We start from the raw sequence: 18,132 nt of genomic DNA on the forward strand, positions 1-18,132 counted from the left end.
CGGAGGGGGAGCGGAGCCGGCCGGCGACGATTGCGGGCTTGCGAGGGAAGTGGAAATGCGTGCGATGCCAATCGGATGGGCCGCGTTGGCCGGCGTCGTCGTTGCCGTGTCGGGCGGTGGGCTGCCGGGGACCGCGCATGCCGTGGCCGACGGTCCGCCGATTGTCGCCGCGGCCGAGGCCGGGGACGCGGGTGCGGTGCGTGACCTGCTGGCAGCCGGGGCGGACGTCGACGCCGCGTCGGTCGACGGCGCGACGGCCCTGCACTGGGCCGTGCATCGGGATCTACCGGAGCTCGTGCAGTTGCTGGTCGATGCCGGCGCCGATCCGAGCGTGTCGAACCGCTACGGCGTGCAGCCCCTCGCGCTGGCCGCCACCAACGGGAGCGCCGTGGTTCTCGAGCGGTTGCTCGACGCCGGCGCCGACCCCAACGCGTCGATGCCGGGCGGGGAAACCGCGCTGATGACCGCGGCGCGGGCCGGACCGCCGGACGCCGTGCGCGTGCTGCTGCGCGCCGGTGCGGATCCGAACGCGCGGGACGACGTCGGCGGCCAGACCGCGGTGATGTGGGCGGCGGCGCGGAACAACGCGCCGGCGGTGCATGCCCTGGCGGAGCTGGGCGCCGACCTGCACGTCCGGACCACGGGGCCGCCGTCCCCGCCGAGCCTGAGCTACTTCCGGAGCCCGGAGCCCACCTCGTTCACCGCGCTCCTCTTCGCGGTCCGGGCCGGGGCCATCGACGCGGTGCGCGCCCTGCTCGACGCCGGGGCCGACATCGACGACACGCTGTCGGACGGGCGGAGCGCGCTGGTGGTGGCGGCGGCGAATGCGCACTGGGAGCTCGCCGACTACCTGCTCGATCGCGGCGCCGACCCCAACCTGGCCGGCGCCGGCTGGAACGCGTTGCACCAGACGGTGCGCACCCGTCGGCCGAACCCCAGCGGCGGGCTCGCCGGACCGATTCCGACGGGCCGCGTCGACAGCATCGACGTCGTCCGCAAGCTCATCGCCCGCGGCGTCGACGTCGACGCGCGCATGATGGCCAACGGCATGAAGGACGGCCAGCGCAGCCGCCTCAACCGGCTTGGCGCGACCGCGTTCTTCCTGGCCGCGAAGAACACCGATGTCGAGGCGATGCGGGTGCTGATCGAGGCCGGCGCCGACCCGCGCATCCCGAGTGCCGACGGTACGACACCGCTGATGGTGGCGGCGGGCATCGCCATCTTCATTCCGGGCGAGGACGGCGGGTCGCTGCCCGGGCAGGAAGACGAGGTGTTCGAGGCGGTCCGGATGTGCGTCGAGCTCGGCGCCGACGTCGACGCCACGAACTTCCGCGGCGAGACCGCGCTGCACGGGGCGGCGTTTCGCGGCGTCAACCGCCTCGTCGACTACCTCGCGGAGCAGGGGGCGGCCCTCGATGCGCGGACCGTCGAGGGGTGGACGCCGCTCGCCGTCGCCAACGGGCTCAGCTACTCCGACTTCTTCAAGGCGCAGGCGCACACCGCCGATCGTCTGCGCGAGCTGATGGCGGCCCGCGGGCTGTCCACCGAGGGGCACGTCGTCGACCCCCTCGTCTGTCTCGACTGCTACCAGACGCGTCCCGACCAGGTGCGCGACGCCCGCGAGCGCGACCGGCGCATGGCGGCCGCGCTCGCGGCGGCCGTGGGGTACGACCGCAAGGACCCCTAGATGGCCGACCGTCGCGCCGGGACCCCGGAACAGCCGTCAGGCGGAGCGAAGGCATAGAGATGCGCAAGGCAGGCATCGCGCTCGTGGCGCTGGCCGTGCTCGGCTGGCTGTTCTGGCGGACGGTGCAGAGCAGCCTGGCGGAGCCCTACGTCGTCGACGCCGGGATGGTTGCGGAGTGGACGCTCGCGTTGCGTGGGCCGATGCAGCCGGGCGCCGGCCTGCTCGTGCTGCAGCCGTCGGATCAGCTTCGCGCCGAGCTCTTCCAGCAGATCTTCAATCGCACCATGGAGTCGATGACCTCGCCGACCGTGGCGGCGATGCCGCTCGTGCTGCACGCCGAGTACCGCGACGCGCTCGGGAGCGTGCTCGCGCCGCCGGACGTGCTGCAGGTGGCCGAGGAGTCGGGCGTAGCGGCCGCCGCTCCGGCGCCGGTCTGCATCGGTGTCGTCCGGCGCGCAGGCGCCGGCACGACCCGGCAGCTCTACTACGCCATCTTCGACGCGCCCGAGGTCGGCCGTTTCCGTCAGGCGCTGGCGCGCCGCTACGCGGAGGCCGGCGGCACCGCGGCGTTCGAACCGGACGGGTTTCCGCTCGTGGTGCCCATCGCCGCCTCCGACGCGGATTTCACGAGCTGGTGGCCGCTGGACGTCAGCGCCGAGTCCGACTGCCTGGCTCCGCTGGTCACCGGGTAGCGGTGGACCACAGGGTCACGTCAGGAAAGCTCGCAGGACCGGCGGCGCCTCTATCCTGATTCCATCCCGCCGGGCTCGCTACCCGGCTCACAGGTTCGACCGCAGCTTTTACAAGTTCATTACAACTTTGACGCCTCGTTGATGACATTTACATCCGTCGGGGTCACCATCGGCGCATGTACGTGAATCCGCGATGTGCGAGTGATGGAGGTCGGGCCGACGGGCCGGGAGATGAACGTGCTTCGGCATCCTGGCTCTCGCTTCTGCCGGCGCCGCAACTGTATCCGGCCGGGACCGTGCTCGTGCAGCAGGGCTGCGAGCCGTACGAGATCTTCTTCGTCGAGGACGGCCTGGCGAAGCTCGTGCGGATCGATGCGGGCGGCCGCGAGCAGATTCTGGGACTGCGGGGCGCGGGTTGGTTTCTGGGAGCGGCCTTCGTCCTGGTCCGGCGGTCGCATGCCGCGAGCGCGGTCGCGCTGACCTCGTGCACCGTGCGCCGGCTGTCGCAGGACGCCTTTCTGGCCCTGTTGGCGGAGCATCCGGATCTGTCCTGGCACGTCCACCGGATGCACAGCCGCGAGGTCCTCAGCCAGTTCCATCACATGTCGGATCTGGGCGCCAAGACCTCGCGCCAGCGCCTGGAACGGATTCTGCGGCGACTCGCGACGCTGTCGAGTCCCGACGGAAGCGGAGAGGAGGTGCGTCTGTTGCTGCCGCTGAAGCGCTGGGAGCTGGCCAGCCTCATCGCCGTCACGCCGGAGCACCTCAGCCGATTGCTGAAGCGGCTGCGCGAGGACGGCGTCATTCGTGTCCAGCAGGGGTGGATCGTGATCCCGGAGGTGCAGCGGCTCGCCGCCGACGGCGCCCAGGAGTTCGGTGTCCTCACCACGGCGGTTGCCGCCGGCGCGCCGGACGCAACCGCCGCCCAGGTCTGCTGACCGCCGGCCTGGTGTCTCGGATGCCGGCCGCGGGGAGAGGGGCCGGCCACCGGTGGTATCGTCGGCGCGGGAGAGATCGTCATGCACAGATTCGGACTGTTTCGGGGGCGTTGGCGCCCGGATGTGGCTGTCGTGCTCGTGCCGCTGCTCGCCATCCTGGTGCTGCAGTACCTGTCGAGCCGGCGGCTGGCGGAGGTGGAGCTCATCGCCCACCAGACCACGATCGCGCGGTACCTGGACGCCGTGACGGCCGACGTGCGGCAGATGTACGAGGACGCGGCGCGCAAAATGCTGGACATCCCGGCCGACGTGCTGGCCGCGAAGCGGTTCGACGACATCGGTCGGCACTTCGACGCGGTCGACACGTCGGCGGCCAGATTGCTGTTCGCCGCGACGCTCGACGGCTGCCTGTGCCTGACGCGGTACTACGATCCGACCGCCGGCACGATGAGCATCGGCGCCGAGCCCGACGTCGAGGTGGTGGTGCTGCGCGCCAGCACGCTGCTGCGCCTGCGGCAGCAGCAGTGGCTCGATCTCGACGTGTCCGGGTTGGACGTCGACGAGGCGGATCCCGCCAATCGGGTCGTCTACCGTTTCGTCACCGGCGCCGGCGGGAACGCAATCGGCCTCGTCGGTTTCGTGCTGGACGCGGATCGGTTCGAGGGCGAGTACCTGCCGCGGGCAATCGAGGAAAGGCTGGATCTGCTCGCCGGCGGGGTGCCCGACAACCTGATAGTGCGCGTGTCCGACCCTGGCGGACGTGTCGTGACGGCCACCCACGACGGCGCCGGACAGGCCGACGTGCTGGCGGCGCGGTTCGACTTCGTGTTTCGGGACTGGGAGCTGTCCGCGCGCAGCCGTCACACGGCCGCCGCGCGGATTCTCGAGTCGAATGCGTTCTCGAGCTGGGCGCTGACCGTGACGATGTCCGTCTCGGTGATCGTCGGCGTGCTGCTGACGTGGCGTGCGGCGGGCCGGGAGCGGCGTCTCTCCCGAATACGGAACGCGTTCGTGGCCAACGTGTCCCATGAGCTGCGCACGCCGCTGGCGTCGATAGCGGTGTTCGGCGAGTTCCTGCGCTGCGGGCGCGTCACGTCGCCGGAGAAGATCGTCGAGTACGGCGGCCACATCGAGCACGAGAGCAATCGCCTGCGCCACCTCATCGACAACGTTCTGGACTTCGCGCGCATCGAGTCCGCGGCGGTGGAGTACCGCCGGGAGGACGCGGCAATGGAGGACCCGGTCGGAGCCGCCGTCAGCGCGGTGGATGCGCGCCGCGAACGGGACGGCTTCACGATCCTGGTGACCTGCCCCGATACCCTGCTGCCGGCGGTCCGCATCGACGAAGAAGCCATGACGCGGGTCTTCGTCAATCTGCTCGACAACGCGATGAAGTACTCGGGACGATCACGTCGGATCCGCGTGGATCTGACCTGTCGCGACGAGGGCGTCGCCGTGGCCGTGACCGATTTCGGCATGGGGGTCGCGCCCGAGGAGCAGGAGCGGATCTTCGATCGGTTCTACCGGACCACCGCGCCGGCCGACGATGGTGTAGCCGGTACCGGCCTCGGGCTGGCGATCGTCCGGCAGGTCGTGCAGGCGCACGGCGGGCGGGTGGAGGTCGACAGCCGCCCGGGCCGCGGGGCGACCTTCACCGTGGTGATTCCGGCGGCCGGGGCGTCGGCGGTCCGCGACGACGTCGGCGTTTCGAGCGCGGAAGACGGCCCAGGGATGGAAGCCGGGGCACGGGCCTGAACGCACCGGACAGAGGGCCGTGAGCAGAATCCTGATTGTCGAGGACGATCGTTCCCTGGCGACTGCGCTGTCGGAGGGGTTGCAGTACGAGGGCCATGTGACGTTGCTGGCGCGCGACGGCGCCGCCGGTCTGCGTCTGGCGGGCCAGGGAGGAATCGATCTCGTCATTCTCGACGTCATGCTGCCCGAAGTGAACGGCGTCGACGTCTGTCGGAGGTTGCGATCGCGCGGGAGCACGATTCCGATCGTCATGCTCACCTCGAAGAGCCAGGAGCTCGACAAGGTCGTCGGCCTGAAGGCGGGGGCGGACGACTACATCACGAAGCCGTTCAGCTTCATGGAGCTCCTCGCGCGCGTTGAGGCCGTCCTGCGCCGCTCGCGACGGTTCGCGGAGCAGGCCCATACCTACGCGTTCGGAGACGTGACGCTGAACTTCAGGACTCGCGAGGTCACCAAAGGGGAGCGGCTCCTGGCGTTGCAGCCGCGCGAGTTCCGGCTGCTCGAGTACTTCATCGAGCATCGCGGCGAGGTGGTGGGGCGGGATCAGCTCCTGGACTCGGTCTGGGGCCACGGCGCGGTCTCGCCGCTCACCCGTACCGTCGACATGCACATCGCCAAGCTGCGCCAGAAGATAGAAGACGACTCGTCGGATCCTCGCTGGATCGTCACCGTGCACCGCGTCGGCTACCGGTTCACCGGATAGCGCCCGCCAAACCCGCGGGGCTCCCTGTTCGGCCCCATCATCCCCACCGGCCGTTTTGTTCAGGGCCACGCAAGCAGGAGATCACCTGTGCTCGCGCGGCGTACGCGATGGCGTTGCGTCGACTGCCGTGACAATTGACGCATGTCATCGAACCGGCTGACCGGATGCAATGCCTTCTCCCGGCTGCGACCCCACAATACGTTCACATCCGGCGGCGCGGCCGCCATATCCAGAATGGGGAGGAAGAATGACTGCACCGCGTAACTGCCGCCGCAAGAAGGCGTACGTCACACCGCGAGTCGTCGACTTCGGGGCCATCGACGCCATGACCGGCGATTGCTTCGGGCTCTGCCTCGACGGCATGAACGGCGGGTTGTTCTGGGGACCCTGATTCCATTCCTCCGGACCCGGTCGTCGGGCGGACGGTCGACGCGCCGCCCGCCCGACGATTCGGCTCGAGCGTTGCGGGGAGCAGGCGATGATGACGGCTTTCGACGGTTCGCGAACGGGTCTCTCGATGCAGGCGTTCCTGATCTTCGTGCTTCTGGACGTCGGATTTCTCGTCCTCGGCTTTCCCCGGATGTACCGGTTCACGAGATGGTGGAGTGGAGCGGCGCGCGCGACGGTAGCGACGGCGCCCGAGCGTCACGTGGAACGGACCATGGCGGCCGTGCGAACCGCCACGCGCTACTACTGGCGGCGCCGGCTGGATTGCCTGCCCAGGGCCTTGACCATCTACGTGCTCCTGCGGCGCCGGGGCGTCCCCGCGACGCTGCATATCGGGGTGAAGCGCTATCCGTTCGGCGCCCACGCCTGGGTCGAATGCCTCGGCGACGTGCTGGACGAATCGCTCGACGATTGGCGGCACGAGCCCTACGCGTCGATCATTTCGACCTGAATCTGTCGGGCAGCGACAAGAGGACAAACGGATGCAGGCTATCGGCGGCGTATGCCGTCTCGATGGGGGGCCGGTCGATCGCGCGATGGTCGGGCGGATGAACGACGCGGCGCAGCTCCTGCTGCCCTGTCGCCGGAGGTCGTGGACGCATGGCCCCAGCGGGCTCTGCTGCGCTTCGCCTCACCTCGGCGCAGCGGGTCCGGCGGCTGCGGAGCCTGCGGGCGACGCGTCGCGCCGGCGCACGCTCGTCTTCGACGGTCGATTGGACAACCGGGAGGAGCTGGCTGCCGAGCTCCGCCGGCACGGCGCCCGGCCGGGGTCGTCCGATGTCGAGTTGACGCTCGCGGCCTACGCCGCCTGGGGCGACGACTGCGCGTCGAAGTTGATCGGAGACTTCGCGTTCGCCCTCTGGGACGCCGCCCGGCGCCGCCTGCTGTGCGTCCGGGATCCGCTCGGGGTACGACCGCTGTACATGAGGCTGCGGGACGACGTGGTGTGTTTCGCCACGCAGATCAGGCAGATTCTGGCCGCACGCCCGCACACGCCGGCGTTCGATCTGGAGTTCGTCGCGGACCGGCTCGCGCACGGCGTCGATCGGGCCGACGCCGCCTGCACGCCGTATCGGGGCGTGTCGCGGCTCAAGCCCGGCCACCGCCTGATCGCGGAGGAGGGGCGCGTTCGGATCGAACGGTACTGGGAGTGGAGCACCGGGGAAGCCGCGGCCGATCGAGACCTCCGCGAGTATGTCGACCGGTTCCGGGAGACGTTCTCCAGCGCGGTTGCGAGTCGGATGCGCGGCGTGGGCAGGGTCTGGTCGGACCTCTCGGGCGGCCTCGATTCGTCGTCGATCGTGAGCGTCGCAGCCCGCCGGCGAGGCGGTCCCCGGTTGTCGGCCATCAGCGTCGTGTTCGACCGGTCGACGTTGAGCGACGAACGGCAGTGGGCCGCCGCCGTGGCGCGCACCCTGGGTGTCGACCGGCATTGCATCGACGGCGACGCGCAGCCGCCGTTCACGCGGCTCACCGAGGCCGTCCGGTACTGGGAGGAGCCCCATGCCGCCGCGGCGTTCTTTGGCGTGCACCGGCAGTACCAGCGGCTGATGGGCGGCGCCGGCGTACCGATCCTGCTCACCGGCATCGGCGCCGAAGCCGTCGTCATGAGCAAGCAGCAGTCGCCGGTGCATCTCGCGGACCTGGCGCGCCGCGGGCGACTGGCGGCGCTCTGGCGCGAGCTCGACCGCTGGCAGCGGGCGCTCGGGATCCCCCTGGGCAACGTCGCGTCGCGGTACTGCCTGCGACCGCTGGGGAGCCGTCCCCTGGTCAGCCACGGCCGGTTGCCGGAGATACCCGACTGGATCGCGGGCCCCTTCGCGCGCCGGTGGAACCTGCAGGGGCGCGCCCGGAACGGGAGCATGCCGCCGGCGCGGCGGGGTGTGGCCGATCAGTGGCACGTCGAAAGGGTCGGCCGCATCAGCGGTTTCCTGTTGCGGGGCTGCCTGGAGAAGGCGTGCGACATACGGTACCCGTTCCTGCACCGGCCGCTCGTCGAGCTGGCGCTCGCGACGCCGTGGAGCCTGAAGGCCGTTCCGGGAGAAACGAAGGCGCTCCTGCGCCGCGCAATGGAGGGCGTGCTGCCGGAGGAGGTCAGACGGCGCACGCAGAACGCCTCGACCGGCCACGCGGCCTACACCGGCCTGCGCCGGGAGTGGCCGGTTCTCGAGCGCATCGTCGCGTCGTCGATGCTGGCCGAACTGGGCGCGGTCGATCGTGAACGGCTGCGCAACGCCCTGCACCTCGCCCGCCAGGGACACGCGTTCGATCTCGGCGGGCTGCTCTCGACGTTGACGCTGGATGCGTGGCTGCAGCACGCCGCCCGCAAGGGAGATTCCGCATGGCTGAGCTGAGGATTGCCGACCATGCGCATTCCGTTCGCATGGACGATCAGGTCATCGTGGCCGACATGCGGTCGGGGCGCTACCTGGGACTCGACGACGTCGGCGCCAGGGTATGGGACCTGATCGGGGAGGGCGCTACGCGTGCGTGCATCGTGGAGCGGCTGTCCGCAGAGTACGACGTGGCCGCCGGGGTCCTCGAACGCGACGTGCAGCGACTTCTTCAGGACCTGCTGCGGCGGCGACTCGTCGAGTGCGCGAGTTGACGTGCCCGCTCGCCGCGCCGGTCAGTCGACGATGGCGGCGTAGACGGCCGCCGTGAACGCTTCCCGGAATCCGTTGCCGTAGGCCGGCGACGCCGCCCCCATGATGACGGTCACCATGTCCTCCACCGGGTCGATGAAGAAGCGGGTGCCGGACGAGCCGTCCCACCAGAACGTGCCCTCGCTGACCGGCAGGGGAGATGCGTCTCCGTCCATCACGACGCAGAAGCCGAGCGTCCAGCCGCGGCCGGGCTGCGGGTTGCCGAAGCCAATCGGCAGCAGGGCGTCGGGCACGCGGTTGACGGTCATCAGCGCCACGGTGGACGGCTGCAGGATTCGGACGCCGTCGAGCTCGCCGTCATTGAGAAACATCTGAGAGAACCGCAGGTAGTCGCGCACGGTCGAGACGAGCCCGACGCCGCCCTCGATCAGCGCCGGCTGCTCGGTGAAGGGCACGACCTCGATGGCGTACGGGCGCAGCTCACCGTCCGGCCCGGGCCGGTAGGCGGGGCCGAAGCGGTCGCCGCGGGAGGGGTCGACCCGAAAGACGGTGTCGGTCATCCCGAGCGGCTCGAACACGCGCTCCCGGAGGAACTCGTCGAAGGGCATGCCGGACCAGACCTCGACCAGCCGGCCGAGGATGGTGGTGGATACGCCGTAGCGCCAGCGTGTTCCGGGATCCTCGAACAGCGGCACCCGCGCGGCGTTGTCCACCATCTGCGGCAGCGTGATCGAGCGCAGCCGCACCTGCTCGGCGCGATAGATGGCGGATCCGCGGCTACCCAGACCGGAGGTGTGCAGCAGGAGGTGCTCGACGGTCATCTCGGCGGCCCGCGGGCGGGTCGCCGCCATGTCGGGGTCGGATGCATCCGTGAAGACGCGCTGGTCCGCGAACTCCGGCAGGTACAGGGAGACGGGGTCCTCGAGCTCGAAGCGGTCCTCCTCCCACAGGATCATCGCGGCCAGGCTCGTGATGGGGCGCGTCATGGAATAAAGGCGGAAGAGGGCGTCGTCGCGCATAGCGAGGCCGCGTTCGCGGTCGAGCGCGCCGAGCGCTTCGAGATAGACCAGCCGGCCGCGCCTGACCACGCCGGCCACGACGCCCGCGACGTCGCCCGCCTCGACGTGGGCCCGGAGGCGGGCGGTTGCCTCTTCCAGCCGCTCGGCAGAGAGTCCCACGGCTGCGGGCGCGGCCCGCGGCAACCCCTGCGCGCTTGCGGGGGGCGGGACGCTCCCGGCCGCGACCGCGGCGAGACAGACGGCGACGAGGGTGAGCCTGCAGGTCATGACGTTGCTCCTTCGCGGCCTGCCGGCAGGCCGCCCGCGTTCCGTGCACCATACCACCAGAAAAATCCGGTTCGGGCTTGCCTTACGCGACGGTCGATGGCAGTCTGTGCGCAGCGCATTCGCCGGCGCGGTGCAGTGTGCCGCGAAGAAGTCTGTTCGAGGAGTCTGAGGAGGACCCTGACATGATGCGAAGACTGACCGTTTTGAGCCTGGGCGTCGTGGTGGCCGCCGGCTTGGTGTGGGGCGGGATCCAGAGCGGCGTGGTCGGGGCTCAGGGGATGATCCCGAACGCGCCGATGTTCGAGGTCGACCCGTTCTGGCCGAAGCCGCTGCCGAACAACTGGCTGCTCGGCTCGACTATCGGGGTCTCGGTCGACTCGGACGACCACGTCTGGATCGTGCACCGCGGCAACCTCGCGCCGAACGAGATTCCCGCCGCGCTCGATCCGCCGTTTGCGGAGGCCTGCTGCTTTGCGGCGCCCCCCATCCTGGAGTTCGACCAGGAGGGCAACCTGCTGCAGCACTGGGGCGGTCCCGGTGAAGGCTACGACTGGCCCGAGTCGAACCACGGCGTCTGGGTCGACGGCATGGACAACGTCTGGATCGGCGGCAACGGCGGCGATGACTCGCACGCCCTGAAGTTCAGCCACACCGGCGAGTTCCTGCTGCAGGTGGGCGAGGACGGTTTCGCCGAGCCCGACAGCAGCTCCAGGACGCGCTACCAGAAGGTGGCCAAGGTCACTTTCGACAACGAGGCGAACGAGGCGTACCTGGCCGACGGCTACGGCAACAAGCGCGTGGCGGTGGTGGACGGCACGACCGGCGAGTTGAAGCGCTTCTGGGGCGCCTATGGCAACACGCCGAGCGACGACGAGCTGCCGCGCTACGACCTGGCCAACGCGCCGGCGCACGGCACGGTCAGCAAGGACAAGTCCGGCACGCCGCAGTTCCGGAACCCGGTGCACTGCGCCGACCCGACCAACGACGGCCTGGTCTATGCGTGCGACCGTCCCGGCAACCGGGTGCAGGTGTTCACCAAGGCGGGCGAGTTCGTCGAGGAGATCTACCTCATGACGAAGACGCTCGGGGCCGGCGCGGTCTGGGATATCGCCTTCTCGACCGACCCGGACCAGACCTTCGCCTACGTCGCAGACGGCATGAACGAGAAGGTCCACGTGCTGCGCCGCAAGCCGCTGGAGTACGTCTACAGCTTCGGCAGCGGCGGCCGCATGGCCGGTCAGTTCTACGGCAACCACAGCATCGCTGTCGACTCGATGGGCAACGTCTACACGACCGAGACCTACGAGGGCAAGCGCGTGCAGCGCTTCAAGTACAAGGGCATGGGCAACGCGAAGGGCGACGTCGGCGTCCCGCGCCCGTAGGCGTTCGGTTCGAAATCGTGATTCGGGGGGCCGGGGTCGCGCGATCCCGGCTCTTCGTTTGTACGGCCGGCGCTCCCCGTCCCGCGGCCGTTGTACGCGGTCGTTGCTTCGCCGGGGTGCGCGGGCCACGCCGGGGTGCGCGGGCCACGCGGGTTGCCTCCCCGGAGCGGGCCACGTACCATGTTCCGGGATCCTTGGAGCCCAGCCGTTGCCCTCGCCCGGGCAGCGCTCTCGCGCATCACGAATGCGCAGGTGAGGACACGACATGCGAACGACCTGTGGATTCTTGCTGGCCGGCGCCCTGCTCATCACCGGTTGTGCGGCGGAGGAGCCGGCGGGACCGCCGCTCGACATGCGCCATACCACCCGGGACTTGATGGCCGGCATGATCGACGCATCCGCCGACGCCCTCTGGGACGCGGTCGGCACCATCTGGGACGAGAACGGCGAGAACCACTGGGAGCCGGAGACCGAAGAGGACTGGCTCGCCGTGACCGGGGCCGCGATGACCCTCATCGAATCCGGCAACCTGCTGATGCTCGGCAACCGCCCGCGCGACGACGAGCAATGGATGGTGTTCTCACAGGAGATGATCGACGCGGCGGCGGTGGCCCTGGAGGCCGCGCGGGCGGAGGACCCGGAGGCCATCTTCGACAGCGGGGAAGTGGTCTACAACGCCTGCAACAACTGTCACAACATCTACTGGGTGGGGGACGAGCAGCGCGGCCGAACCATCCCGTGAGCCGCGCGCGGCCCGCGGCGCGCCCCCGAGGGGGTTGCGCCGCGACCCCGGACGGTTCGCGTTGGAGTCTCGCGGGCGCGAAGCTCCTCGTGCGGCGCAGGTTCAGCGGGCAGAAGTCCGGCAGCGCGTCAGCGTGAGAACGCGGCCCGCGGCAATTCGGCGATTTCCGGGCTCGCCTCTCGCTCGCAGAGCGCCTCGCGCATCTCGCCCGAATCGGAACCGGTCGCGCGCCGCGCCACGTTCAGCAGGTAGAGCCGGTAGGCGGCGGGATTGCGCCCCGGGTGTCCGCACAGCGCGACAGGATCCCCCGGTGCGAGCGCGTCCCCGGTCAGCCCGGCGCGCGAGAGCCGGTTGGCGGCCCGCCACTCCACGGCCCAGGTTCGAACGCGTCCGCCCTCGTCCACGACCCGCACGTGGAGCAGCGAATGCGGATTGCCGAACAGGAACGACTCGACCTCGCCGGCGAGGACGATCATCCGTTCCTCGTCGTAGATCTCGCCGATGGCGTGGTGGCCGCCTTCGCCGCGTGCCGGCTCGGCGACTCCCGCAAGCTCGCGGCCGGCGTGCGCGTGGATTCCGGACGCTATGGTCAGGCAGGCGGCGATCAGAACGGGCAGTTTCCACTTCATGGCCGTTCTCCACTGCGGACGACGCGGATTTTCCGTCGGTACCATCGCATCCTTGCACGCGAAGCGAAGCAAAGGCACCAGTTGACAATAATAGTAAGCCCGGAGCGGGTAAATCCTGAAGATCGTCTGAAATCTTTTCGTTACGGTGGGTGGGCCGATAAGCTGCTACGGATGCCGTCCACCGCGAGCCTGCCGCGGCCCGGAATCGGCCTGCGTCCGCCGTCGCCGGCGCGCCCGTTGCGCGTGCTCGTGGTCGAGGACGAGCGCAAGGTGGCCGAAGCGCTCCGCCAGGGGCTCGCGGGCGAGGGCTACGACGTTGTCGTCGAGACCTCCGGCGAGGCGGCGTTCTTCCGCCTGACGACGGACCGTTTCGACCTCATCCTGCTCGACCTGCGTCTGCCCGGCCGGGACGGCATCGAGGTCCTTTCGGCGGTACGGCGCCGCGGCCTGCAGACGCCGGTGGTGGTCCTGACGGCACGTGACACGCTGGAAGACCGCGTCGTTGGTCTCGACGCGGGCGCCGACGACTACGTCGTCAAGCCGTTCGCCTTCGCCGAGCTGCTCGCGCGCATTCGGGCGGTGGCCCGCCGGGGACGACCTGCCGAGGCCGAGCGATTGACCGTCGACACGCTGGTGATCGACTGCGCCGTCCACCGCGTGACCCGGGCCGGAAGGACGGTGGACTTGACGGCGAAGGAGTTCGACCTGCTGTTGCACCTGATGCGCCACGCGCGCCAGGTCGTGTCGCGCGACACCCTTGCCCGCGAGGTCTGGCGGGAGACCGCCCGCAGCACGACCCTCGACAACGTAATCGACGTGCACGTCTCGCGGCTGCGCCGGAAGATCGATGCGGATCAGCCGGTTCGTCTGATCCACACGGTACGGGGTGTCGGGTTCGTGCTGCGCGAGGCCGGGAACCCGTGACCTTTCCCTGGTTGCCGCGCACGCTGCGCGTCCGGCTCACCCTGTGGCACGTGGCCATGATGGTGGTGGTGCTGGCCATCTACGCGGCGGTCGTGCTGCTGATCGTCACCCGCAACGCGTCGCGGGCGCTGGATGGGTTGCTGCGCAGCGATTTCCGGTGGGCCGCGGGCATGGCCGAGCAGGGCCCCGACGGATCCCTCACCTGGTTCGAGGGGGATCCGTGGAGCGAGGAGAGTCCCTGGCTGCAGGTATGGACCCTCGACGGAGCGCTGATCTACCGCACGGCCGTCGCCCGCCGGCTCCCGGTGCCGGAGAGCGAGGCGCTGCTCGACCGCGCCGACGGCCGCATCGTCTCCGTCGCGAGCGAGCCGGCGCCGTTCCGGATACTGGGCACGCGGACCGTCATCGGCGGCGACCCGGTCGTCGTCCAGGTAGGCCGGTCCGAGGCACTGATGCGCCAGGAGGTGGGCGAGCTGGCGCTCGTGCTGCTGCTCGGGTTGCCCCTCAGCGTCGCCGCGGCCGGGCTCGGCGGCTATTACTTGGCGCGGGGCGCCCTCGAACCCATCGCGAGCATGATCAAGCGGGCACGCGCAATCACCGCGTCGCGGTTGGGCGAGCAACTGCCCATCGACAACCCCGACGACGAGCTGGGCCGCCTGGCGACGGTGTTCAACGAGACGCTCGGCCGACTCGATTCCTCGTTCACCCAGATGCGCCGGTTCACCGCCAACGTGTCCCACGAGCTGCGGACGCCGCTGACGGCGATTCGCAGCGTCGGCGAGGTCGCCCTGCGCGAGCCGCGCGACACTTCGTCGTACCGCGCCGTGGTCGAGAGCATGCTGGAGGAGGCGGACAGGTTGAGCGGCCTCGTCGATCGGCTCCTGACCGTGTCGCGTGCGGACAGCGGCGATCGGGCCCGCGCCCGTGACGCAGTCGACCTGGCCGAGCTCGCCCACAACGTCGCCGGTCACCTGGGCGTGTTGGCGGAGGAGAAGGAGCAGGCGCTCGTCGTGGTGCGGGACGGCAGCCCGATCTGCCGCGGCGACCGGATCGTGCTGCGGCAGGCGTTGATCAATCTGGTCGACAACGCGATCAAGTACACGCCGGCCGGCGGCGAGATCCAGGTGCGGGCTTCGGCCTTGAACGGCAGCGCCGTCCTGGAAGTCACCGACACCGGTCCCGGCGTTCCCGAGCAGCATGCACCGTACCTGTTCGAGCGCCTGTATCGCGCGGCGGGACCCGATGCGACGGGAACCGGGGAGGATCTGCACGGCGACGATGGCGCGGGCCTCGGACTGGCGATTGCCCGCTGGGCCGTCGAAGCCAACCGCGGGCGACTCAGCTACGAGCGGGAAAGGCGTGGGAGCACCTTCCGGATCACGCTGCCGGCAGACGGGCGCGACGCCGGCGCTTGACCCGCATCAGCGGATCTTCAGAGCCCTGCAGCATGCAAGTCGCCGAGATCCCGGATCAGGAGCAACGTGGCGAGTAACGAATCGCGGCGTGGGCTACAGACAGTGGTACGCTGGCTGATCCTGATCCACCGCTACCTGGGCATTCCCCTCAGCGCCCTCTTCGTGGTCTGGTTCGCCTCCGGCATCGTGATGATGTACACGGGAGACATGCCGCGCCTGACGCCGGAGCTGCGGCTCGAACGGCTGCCCGCGCTGGACTTCGATCGCATCGTGCTGGCCCCGGCCGCGGCGGCCCGGCGGGCGTATGTGTCGCCGACCCCCCAGCGCGCCTCGCTGCTGACGGTCATGGACCGGCCGGCCTACCGGTTCGACGGCGTGACCGTGTTCGCCGACACCGGGGAGCGTCTCGGCGAGGTGGGGCCGACCGCGGCTGCCGCGGTCGCGGGTCGGTTCACCGGCCGCCCAGCCGGTGCCGTCGAGTACGCCGGCACGCTTGCGGAGCCCGATCAGTGGACGCTGGTCGAGCGGCGCCAGCTTCCGCTGCACAAGCTCGTAATCGACGACGATGCCGGCACCGAGCTCTACGTCTCGCCGCGGACGGCCGAGGTGGCGATGCTGACCACGCGGCGCAGTCGGGCGCTGGCGTGGATGGGCGCGATTCCGCACTGGATCTACTTCACCGCGCTGCGCACGAACCAGCCGCTCTGGTACGACATCGTGGTCTGGACGTCGACCCTCGGCTGCCTGCTCGCCGTCATCGGGCTGGTGCTGGGCGTCACCCAGTTCCGCTGGCGTCTGCCGCGTGGAGACAACCGCTCCACGGGCGGTATCCGGTCGCGGATCCCGTACGCGGGCTGGATGCGCTGGCACTACCTGACGGGTGTCGTTTTCGGACTCGTCACCCTGACCTGGGTCTTCAGCGGCCTGCTGTCGATGGATCCCTACGCCTGGAACAACGCCAGCGGCCTCGACGTCCCGCGCCACGCATTGTCCGGCGGTCCGCTCGACCTCGCGAGCTTCGCGGCCGTGGACGGCGGGGCATGGGAGCGCGTCGCCGGCGGACAACCGGTCAAGGAGATCGAGCTGCTGCGCATCCAGGACAATCCCTACTACGCCGTACGCGTGGGAGCAGGACCTGAGGAGACGGCCGGCGTTTCGCCCGAACGCCGGGCGAACGTCGACGGAGACAGTGGGCTGTCGGGGCCGCTGCTTGTCGCGGCCGATACGTTGGCGCTGCGCGAGGAGCCGTTCAGCACCGAGTCGCTGTTGAAGCGGTTGACGGCGGCGGTTCCGGGCGTGCCGGTGGTCGAGTCCGAGCTGCTGGCCGACTACGACGCCTACTACTACGCGCGCGGCTACTCGCGCGAACGCCAGGCGCCGTTGCCGGTGATGCGCGTCAAGTTCGGCGATCCCATGGAGACCTGGGTCTACGTCGATCCGGCACTCGGCCGGGTGGTCGCCCGCGAGCACCGGTTCACCCGCGTCGAGCGCTGGCTCTTCAACGGGCTGCACAGCCTCGACTTCGCGTTCTGGTACGATCGCCGGCCGCTATGGGACATCGGCGTGATCGCCCTGAGCCTCGGCGGCCTGGCGTCGAGCGGCATCGGCCTCTGGATCGGGTGCGGGCGTATCCGGCGCGCGCTCGGTCGCGGGCTGTCGCGGACTTCGGCCGTCCGCCGGCCGCGCTCGGGCTGACGGGGCGCGAGCCGCGTGCCCACGCCGCGCCCTGCGGCCTCACTGATCTACGCGCGTCTGTCGCGGCCGCGTTTCCGCGGCCGGCAGCGGGACGACGATCATCGCTGCATGACAATCACGGTGCCGGGTGTATCTGCGGTGGTGACGAACAGGGTCGGGCGCGGCGTGTCGGCATCCGCCTCGACGTAGTTGAGGCGGAAGAAGTCCGGCTGCGCGACATAGATCGCCTCCCACAGCAGGCCGTCGTCATGGAGGAAGTCCAGGTGGCGGGGAGACATCGAGGCGTCGATCCGGATCTGCCCTTCGAAGGCGTTTCCGGCGGCGGTGAGCAGCTCGAAGCGGTCGTCCGTGATCGTGAGGACCCCGCCGACGATGACGTCGAACGGGCGGCCGCGCTGCTCGGCGGCGGCCACCGTCCACTCGCCCTGGAGCGTCTGGATGTCGTTCTCGCCCTGCGCCGACGAAAAACCGACGTTCAGGAGCAGGGAGATGATCAATGCGGGGAGCGTCTTCTGCATGGGGGTCTCCAGGGTCAGGCGCTGACGATGGGGAACGTGCCGCCGTCGTTGCCGAGAATCAAGGCGGGGTCGACGCCGAGCCAGTGCCGCAGCACGTCCGCGTAGACGTGGCGGAAGTCGACCGTGGCGTCGAGGCCCCCGCGGGTGACCTTGCCGAGGTCCGCCGGCTCGCCGAGCAGGCCCGCTCGCACCCCGCCGCCCATTACGAACAGCACGCCGGCGTCTCCGTGCTCCGTGCCGTTGCTCCGGTTCTCGGCGACCAGTCGGCCGAAATCGGAGAACGTCAACAGGAGCACGCGATCGAGCTGCCCCGACCCGCGCAGATGACGGGCGAAGGCGCGCAGGCCGCGTCCGAGCTCGGTGAAGAGGATCCGGTGCTTCGAGAGTTGATCGACGTGGGTGTCGAACGAAGCGGACGCAGGCGTGTCGAACGACCCGATGGAGACGTAGTAGACACGGGTCGGGCAGCCGGTCTCGATCATGTCGGCGGTCCACCGCAGGGATTGGCCGAATGCCGTGTCGGGATAGTCGAAGCCGTCGCCCGTTCCCGCCCGTGCGCGATGGAGCTGACGCGAGGCGTGCGCAAGGCCGTTGTCGACCTGTCTGAGGTAGTGGCGGGGGGCGGGGCGGGGGGCCCCGGCGGCCGCCGGGGCGCGGGGGGGGGGGGGCGCGAGACAGAGGCGCAGGGCGGGGGGGGAGGGGCGAGGGCGCGG

At 70.1% G+C, this 18,132-nt stretch carries 17 protein-coding genes; 13 read left to right on the plus strand and 4 right to left on the minus strand.

The annotated features are described in order from the left end of the window. Positions 1-55: 55 nt before the first annotated feature. The 8 genes from F4X11_00490 (at position 56) to F4X11_00525 (ending at position 8,830) form a co-directional block, all read left to right on the plus strand. Complete coding sequence (locus F4X11_00490) at positions 56-1,687, plus strand: hypothetical protein (GenBank protein ID MYN63504.1); 1,632 nt, start codon at positions 56-58, stop codon at positions 1,685-1,687. A gap of 59 nt (positions 1,688-1,746) precedes the next feature. Beyond that, complete coding sequence (locus F4X11_00495; protein MYN63505.1) at positions 1,747-2,379, plus strand: hypothetical protein; 633 nt, start codon at positions 1,747-1,749, stop codon at positions 2,377-2,379. A 176-nt stretch (positions 2,380-2,555) separates the two neighbouring features. Next, complete coding sequence (locus F4X11_00500; GenBank protein ID MYN63506.1) at positions 2,556-3,317, plus strand: Crp/Fnr family transcriptional regulator; 762 nt, start codon at positions 2,556-2,558, stop codon at positions 3,315-3,317. Positions 3,318-3,398: 81 nt separating this feature from the next. Beyond that, on the plus strand, positions 3,399-5,072 hold the full coding sequence (locus F4X11_00505; GenBank protein ID MYN63507.1) for a HAMP domain-containing histidine kinase: 1,674 nt from the start codon (positions 3,399-3,401) through the stop codon (positions 5,070-5,072). A gap of 19 nt (positions 5,073-5,091) precedes the next feature. Continuing rightward, positions 5,092-5,775 carry a response regulator transcription factor gene (locus F4X11_00510; protein MYN63508.1) on the plus strand — a complete coding sequence of 228 codons (684 nt, stop codon included), beginning with the start codon at positions 5,092-5,094 and terminating at the stop codon, positions 5,773-5,775. 478 nt (positions 5,776-6,253) lie between these two features. After that, positions 6,254-6,673 carry a lasso peptide biosynthesis B2 protein gene (locus F4X11_00515; protein ID MYN63509.1) on the plus strand — a complete coding sequence of 140 codons (420 nt, stop codon included), beginning with the start codon at positions 6,254-6,256 and terminating at the stop codon, positions 6,671-6,673. Between the two features lie 31 nt (positions 6,674-6,704). After that, positions 6,705-8,576, plus strand: coding sequence for a hypothetical protein (locus tag F4X11_00520; protein MYN63510.1), 1,872 nt, complete (start codon positions 6,705-6,707; stop codon positions 8,574-8,576). Further along, positions 8,564-8,830, plus strand: a complete 267-nt coding sequence (locus tag F4X11_00525; protein ID MYN63511.1) for a PqqD family protein — start codon at positions 8,564-8,566, stop codon at positions 8,828-8,830. Before F4X11_00520 ends, F4X11_00525 begins: the two co-directional genes overlap by 13 nt. A 21-nt stretch (positions 8,831-8,851) precedes the next feature. On the opposite strand, the gene F4X11_00530 is transcribed toward F4X11_00525, so the two are convergent. Then, on the minus strand, positions 8,852-10,114 hold the full coding sequence (locus tag F4X11_00530) for a beta-lactamase family protein (protein MYN63512.1): 1,263 nt from the start codon (positions 10,112-10,114) through the stop codon (positions 8,852-8,854). A 278-nt stretch (positions 10,115-10,392) separates the two neighbouring features. On the opposite strand from F4X11_00530, the gene F4X11_00535 reads away from it, so the two are divergent. Both F4X11_00535 and F4X11_00540 read left to right on the plus strand, forming a co-directional pair. Next, entirely contained in the window at positions 10,393-11,496 is a 1,104-nt protein-coding gene (locus tag F4X11_00535) for a hypothetical protein (GenBank protein ID MYN63513.1), read from the plus strand. A gap of 265 nt (positions 11,497-11,761) precedes the next feature. Then, entirely contained in the window at positions 11,762-12,238 is a 477-nt protein-coding gene (locus F4X11_00540; protein MYN63514.1) for a hypothetical protein, read from the plus strand. A gap of 128 nt (positions 12,239-12,366) precedes the next feature. On the opposite strand, the gene F4X11_00545 is transcribed toward F4X11_00540, so the two are convergent. Then, complete coding sequence (locus F4X11_00545; GenBank protein MYN63515.1) at positions 12,367-12,867, minus strand: hypothetical protein; 501 nt, start codon at positions 12,865-12,867, stop codon at positions 12,367-12,369. A gap of 171 nt (positions 12,868-13,038) precedes the next feature. Between F4X11_00545 and F4X11_00550 the strand changes: the two genes are divergently transcribed. The 3 genes from F4X11_00550 (at position 13,039) to F4X11_00560 (ending at position 16,901) form a co-directional block, all read left to right on the plus strand. Then, positions 13,039-13,791 (plus strand): response regulator transcription factor, encoded by a 753-nt coding sequence (locus F4X11_00550; protein ID MYN63516.1) that lies wholly within the window; start codon positions 13,039-13,041, stop codon positions 13,789-13,791. Then, entirely contained in the window at positions 13,788-15,206 is a 1,419-nt protein-coding gene (locus F4X11_00555) for a HAMP domain-containing protein (protein ID MYN63517.1), read from the plus strand. The genes F4X11_00550 and F4X11_00555 overlap by 4 nt, the downstream gene beginning before the upstream one ends. A 102-nt stretch (positions 15,207-15,308) precedes the next feature. Further along, positions 15,309-16,901 carry a hypothetical protein gene (locus F4X11_00560; GenBank protein MYN63518.1) on the plus strand — a complete coding sequence of 531 codons (1,593 nt, stop codon included), beginning with the start codon at positions 15,309-15,311 and terminating at the stop codon, positions 16,899-16,901. Between the two features lie 98 nt (positions 16,902-16,999). Here F4X11_00560 and F4X11_00565 read toward each other — a convergent pair whose 3' ends face one another. Together F4X11_00565 and F4X11_00570 are read right to left on the minus strand one after the other, a co-directional pair. After that, complete coding sequence (locus F4X11_00565) at positions 17,000-17,419, minus strand: TIGR03067 domain-containing protein (protein ID MYN63519.1); 420 nt, start codon at positions 17,417-17,419, stop codon at positions 17,000-17,002. Between the two features lie 14 nt (positions 17,420-17,433). After that, a partial coding sequence (locus tag F4X11_00570; protein MYN63520.1) for a DUF1501 domain-containing protein occupies positions 17,434-18,132 on the minus strand: 699 nt, incomplete at its 5' end.

It is taken from the genome of Acidobacteriota bacterium (genome assembly GCA_009861545.1).
In the GTDB taxonomy this organism is placed as follows: Bacteria; Acidobacteriota; Vicinamibacteria; order Vicinamibacterales; family UBA8438; genus WTFV01.

What these genes read in the sequence shown, in the direction of transcription:
- F4X11_00490 (MYN63504.1), top strand. Translation starts at nt 56, where the DNA reads ATGCGTGCGATGCCAATCGGATGGGCCGCGTTGGCCGGCGTCGTCGTT.
- F4X11_00495 (MYN63505.1), top strand. Translation starts at nt 1,747, where the DNA reads ATGCGCAAGGCAGGCATCGCGCTCGTGGCGCTGGCCGTGCTCGGCTGG.
- F4X11_00500 (MYN63506.1), top strand. Translation starts at nt 2,556, where the DNA reads ATGTACGTGAATCCGCGATGTGCGAGTGATGGAGGTCGGGCCGACGGG.
- F4X11_00505 (MYN63507.1), top strand. Translation starts at nt 3,399, where the DNA reads ATGCACAGATTCGGACTGTTTCGGGGGCGTTGGCGCCCGGATGTGGCT.
- F4X11_00515 (MYN63509.1), top strand. Translation starts at nt 6,254, where the DNA reads ATGATGACGGCTTTCGACGGTTCGCGAACGGGTCTCTCGATGCAGGCG.
- F4X11_00520 (MYN63510.1), top strand. Translation starts at nt 6,705, where the DNA reads ATGCAGGCTATCGGCGGCGTATGCCGTCTCGATGGGGGGCCGGTCGAT.
- F4X11_00525 (MYN63511.1), top strand. Translation starts at nt 8,564, where the DNA reads ATGGCTGAGCTGAGGATTGCCGACCATGCGCATTCCGTTCGCATGGAC.
- F4X11_00530 (MYN63512.1), bottom strand. Translation starts at nt 10,114, where the DNA reads ATGACCTGCAGGCTCACCCTCGTCGCCGTCTGTCTCGCCGCGGTCGCG.
- F4X11_00535 (MYN63513.1), top strand. Translation starts at nt 10,393, where the DNA reads ATGATCCCGAACGCGCCGATGTTCGAGGTCGACCCGTTCTGGCCGAAG.
- F4X11_00540 (MYN63514.1), top strand. Translation starts at nt 11,762, where the DNA reads ATGCGAACGACCTGTGGATTCTTGCTGGCCGGCGCCCTGCTCATCACC.
- F4X11_00545 (MYN63515.1), bottom strand. Translation starts at nt 12,867, where the DNA reads ATGAAGTGGAAACTGCCCGTTCTGATCGCCGCCTGCCTGACCATAGCG.
- F4X11_00550 (MYN63516.1), top strand. Translation starts at nt 13,039, where the DNA reads ATGCCGTCCACCGCGAGCCTGCCGCGGCCCGGAATCGGCCTGCGTCCG.
- F4X11_00565 (MYN63519.1), bottom strand. Translation starts at nt 17,419, where the DNA reads ATGCAGAAGACGCTCCCCGCATTGATCATCTCCCTGCTCCTGAACGTC.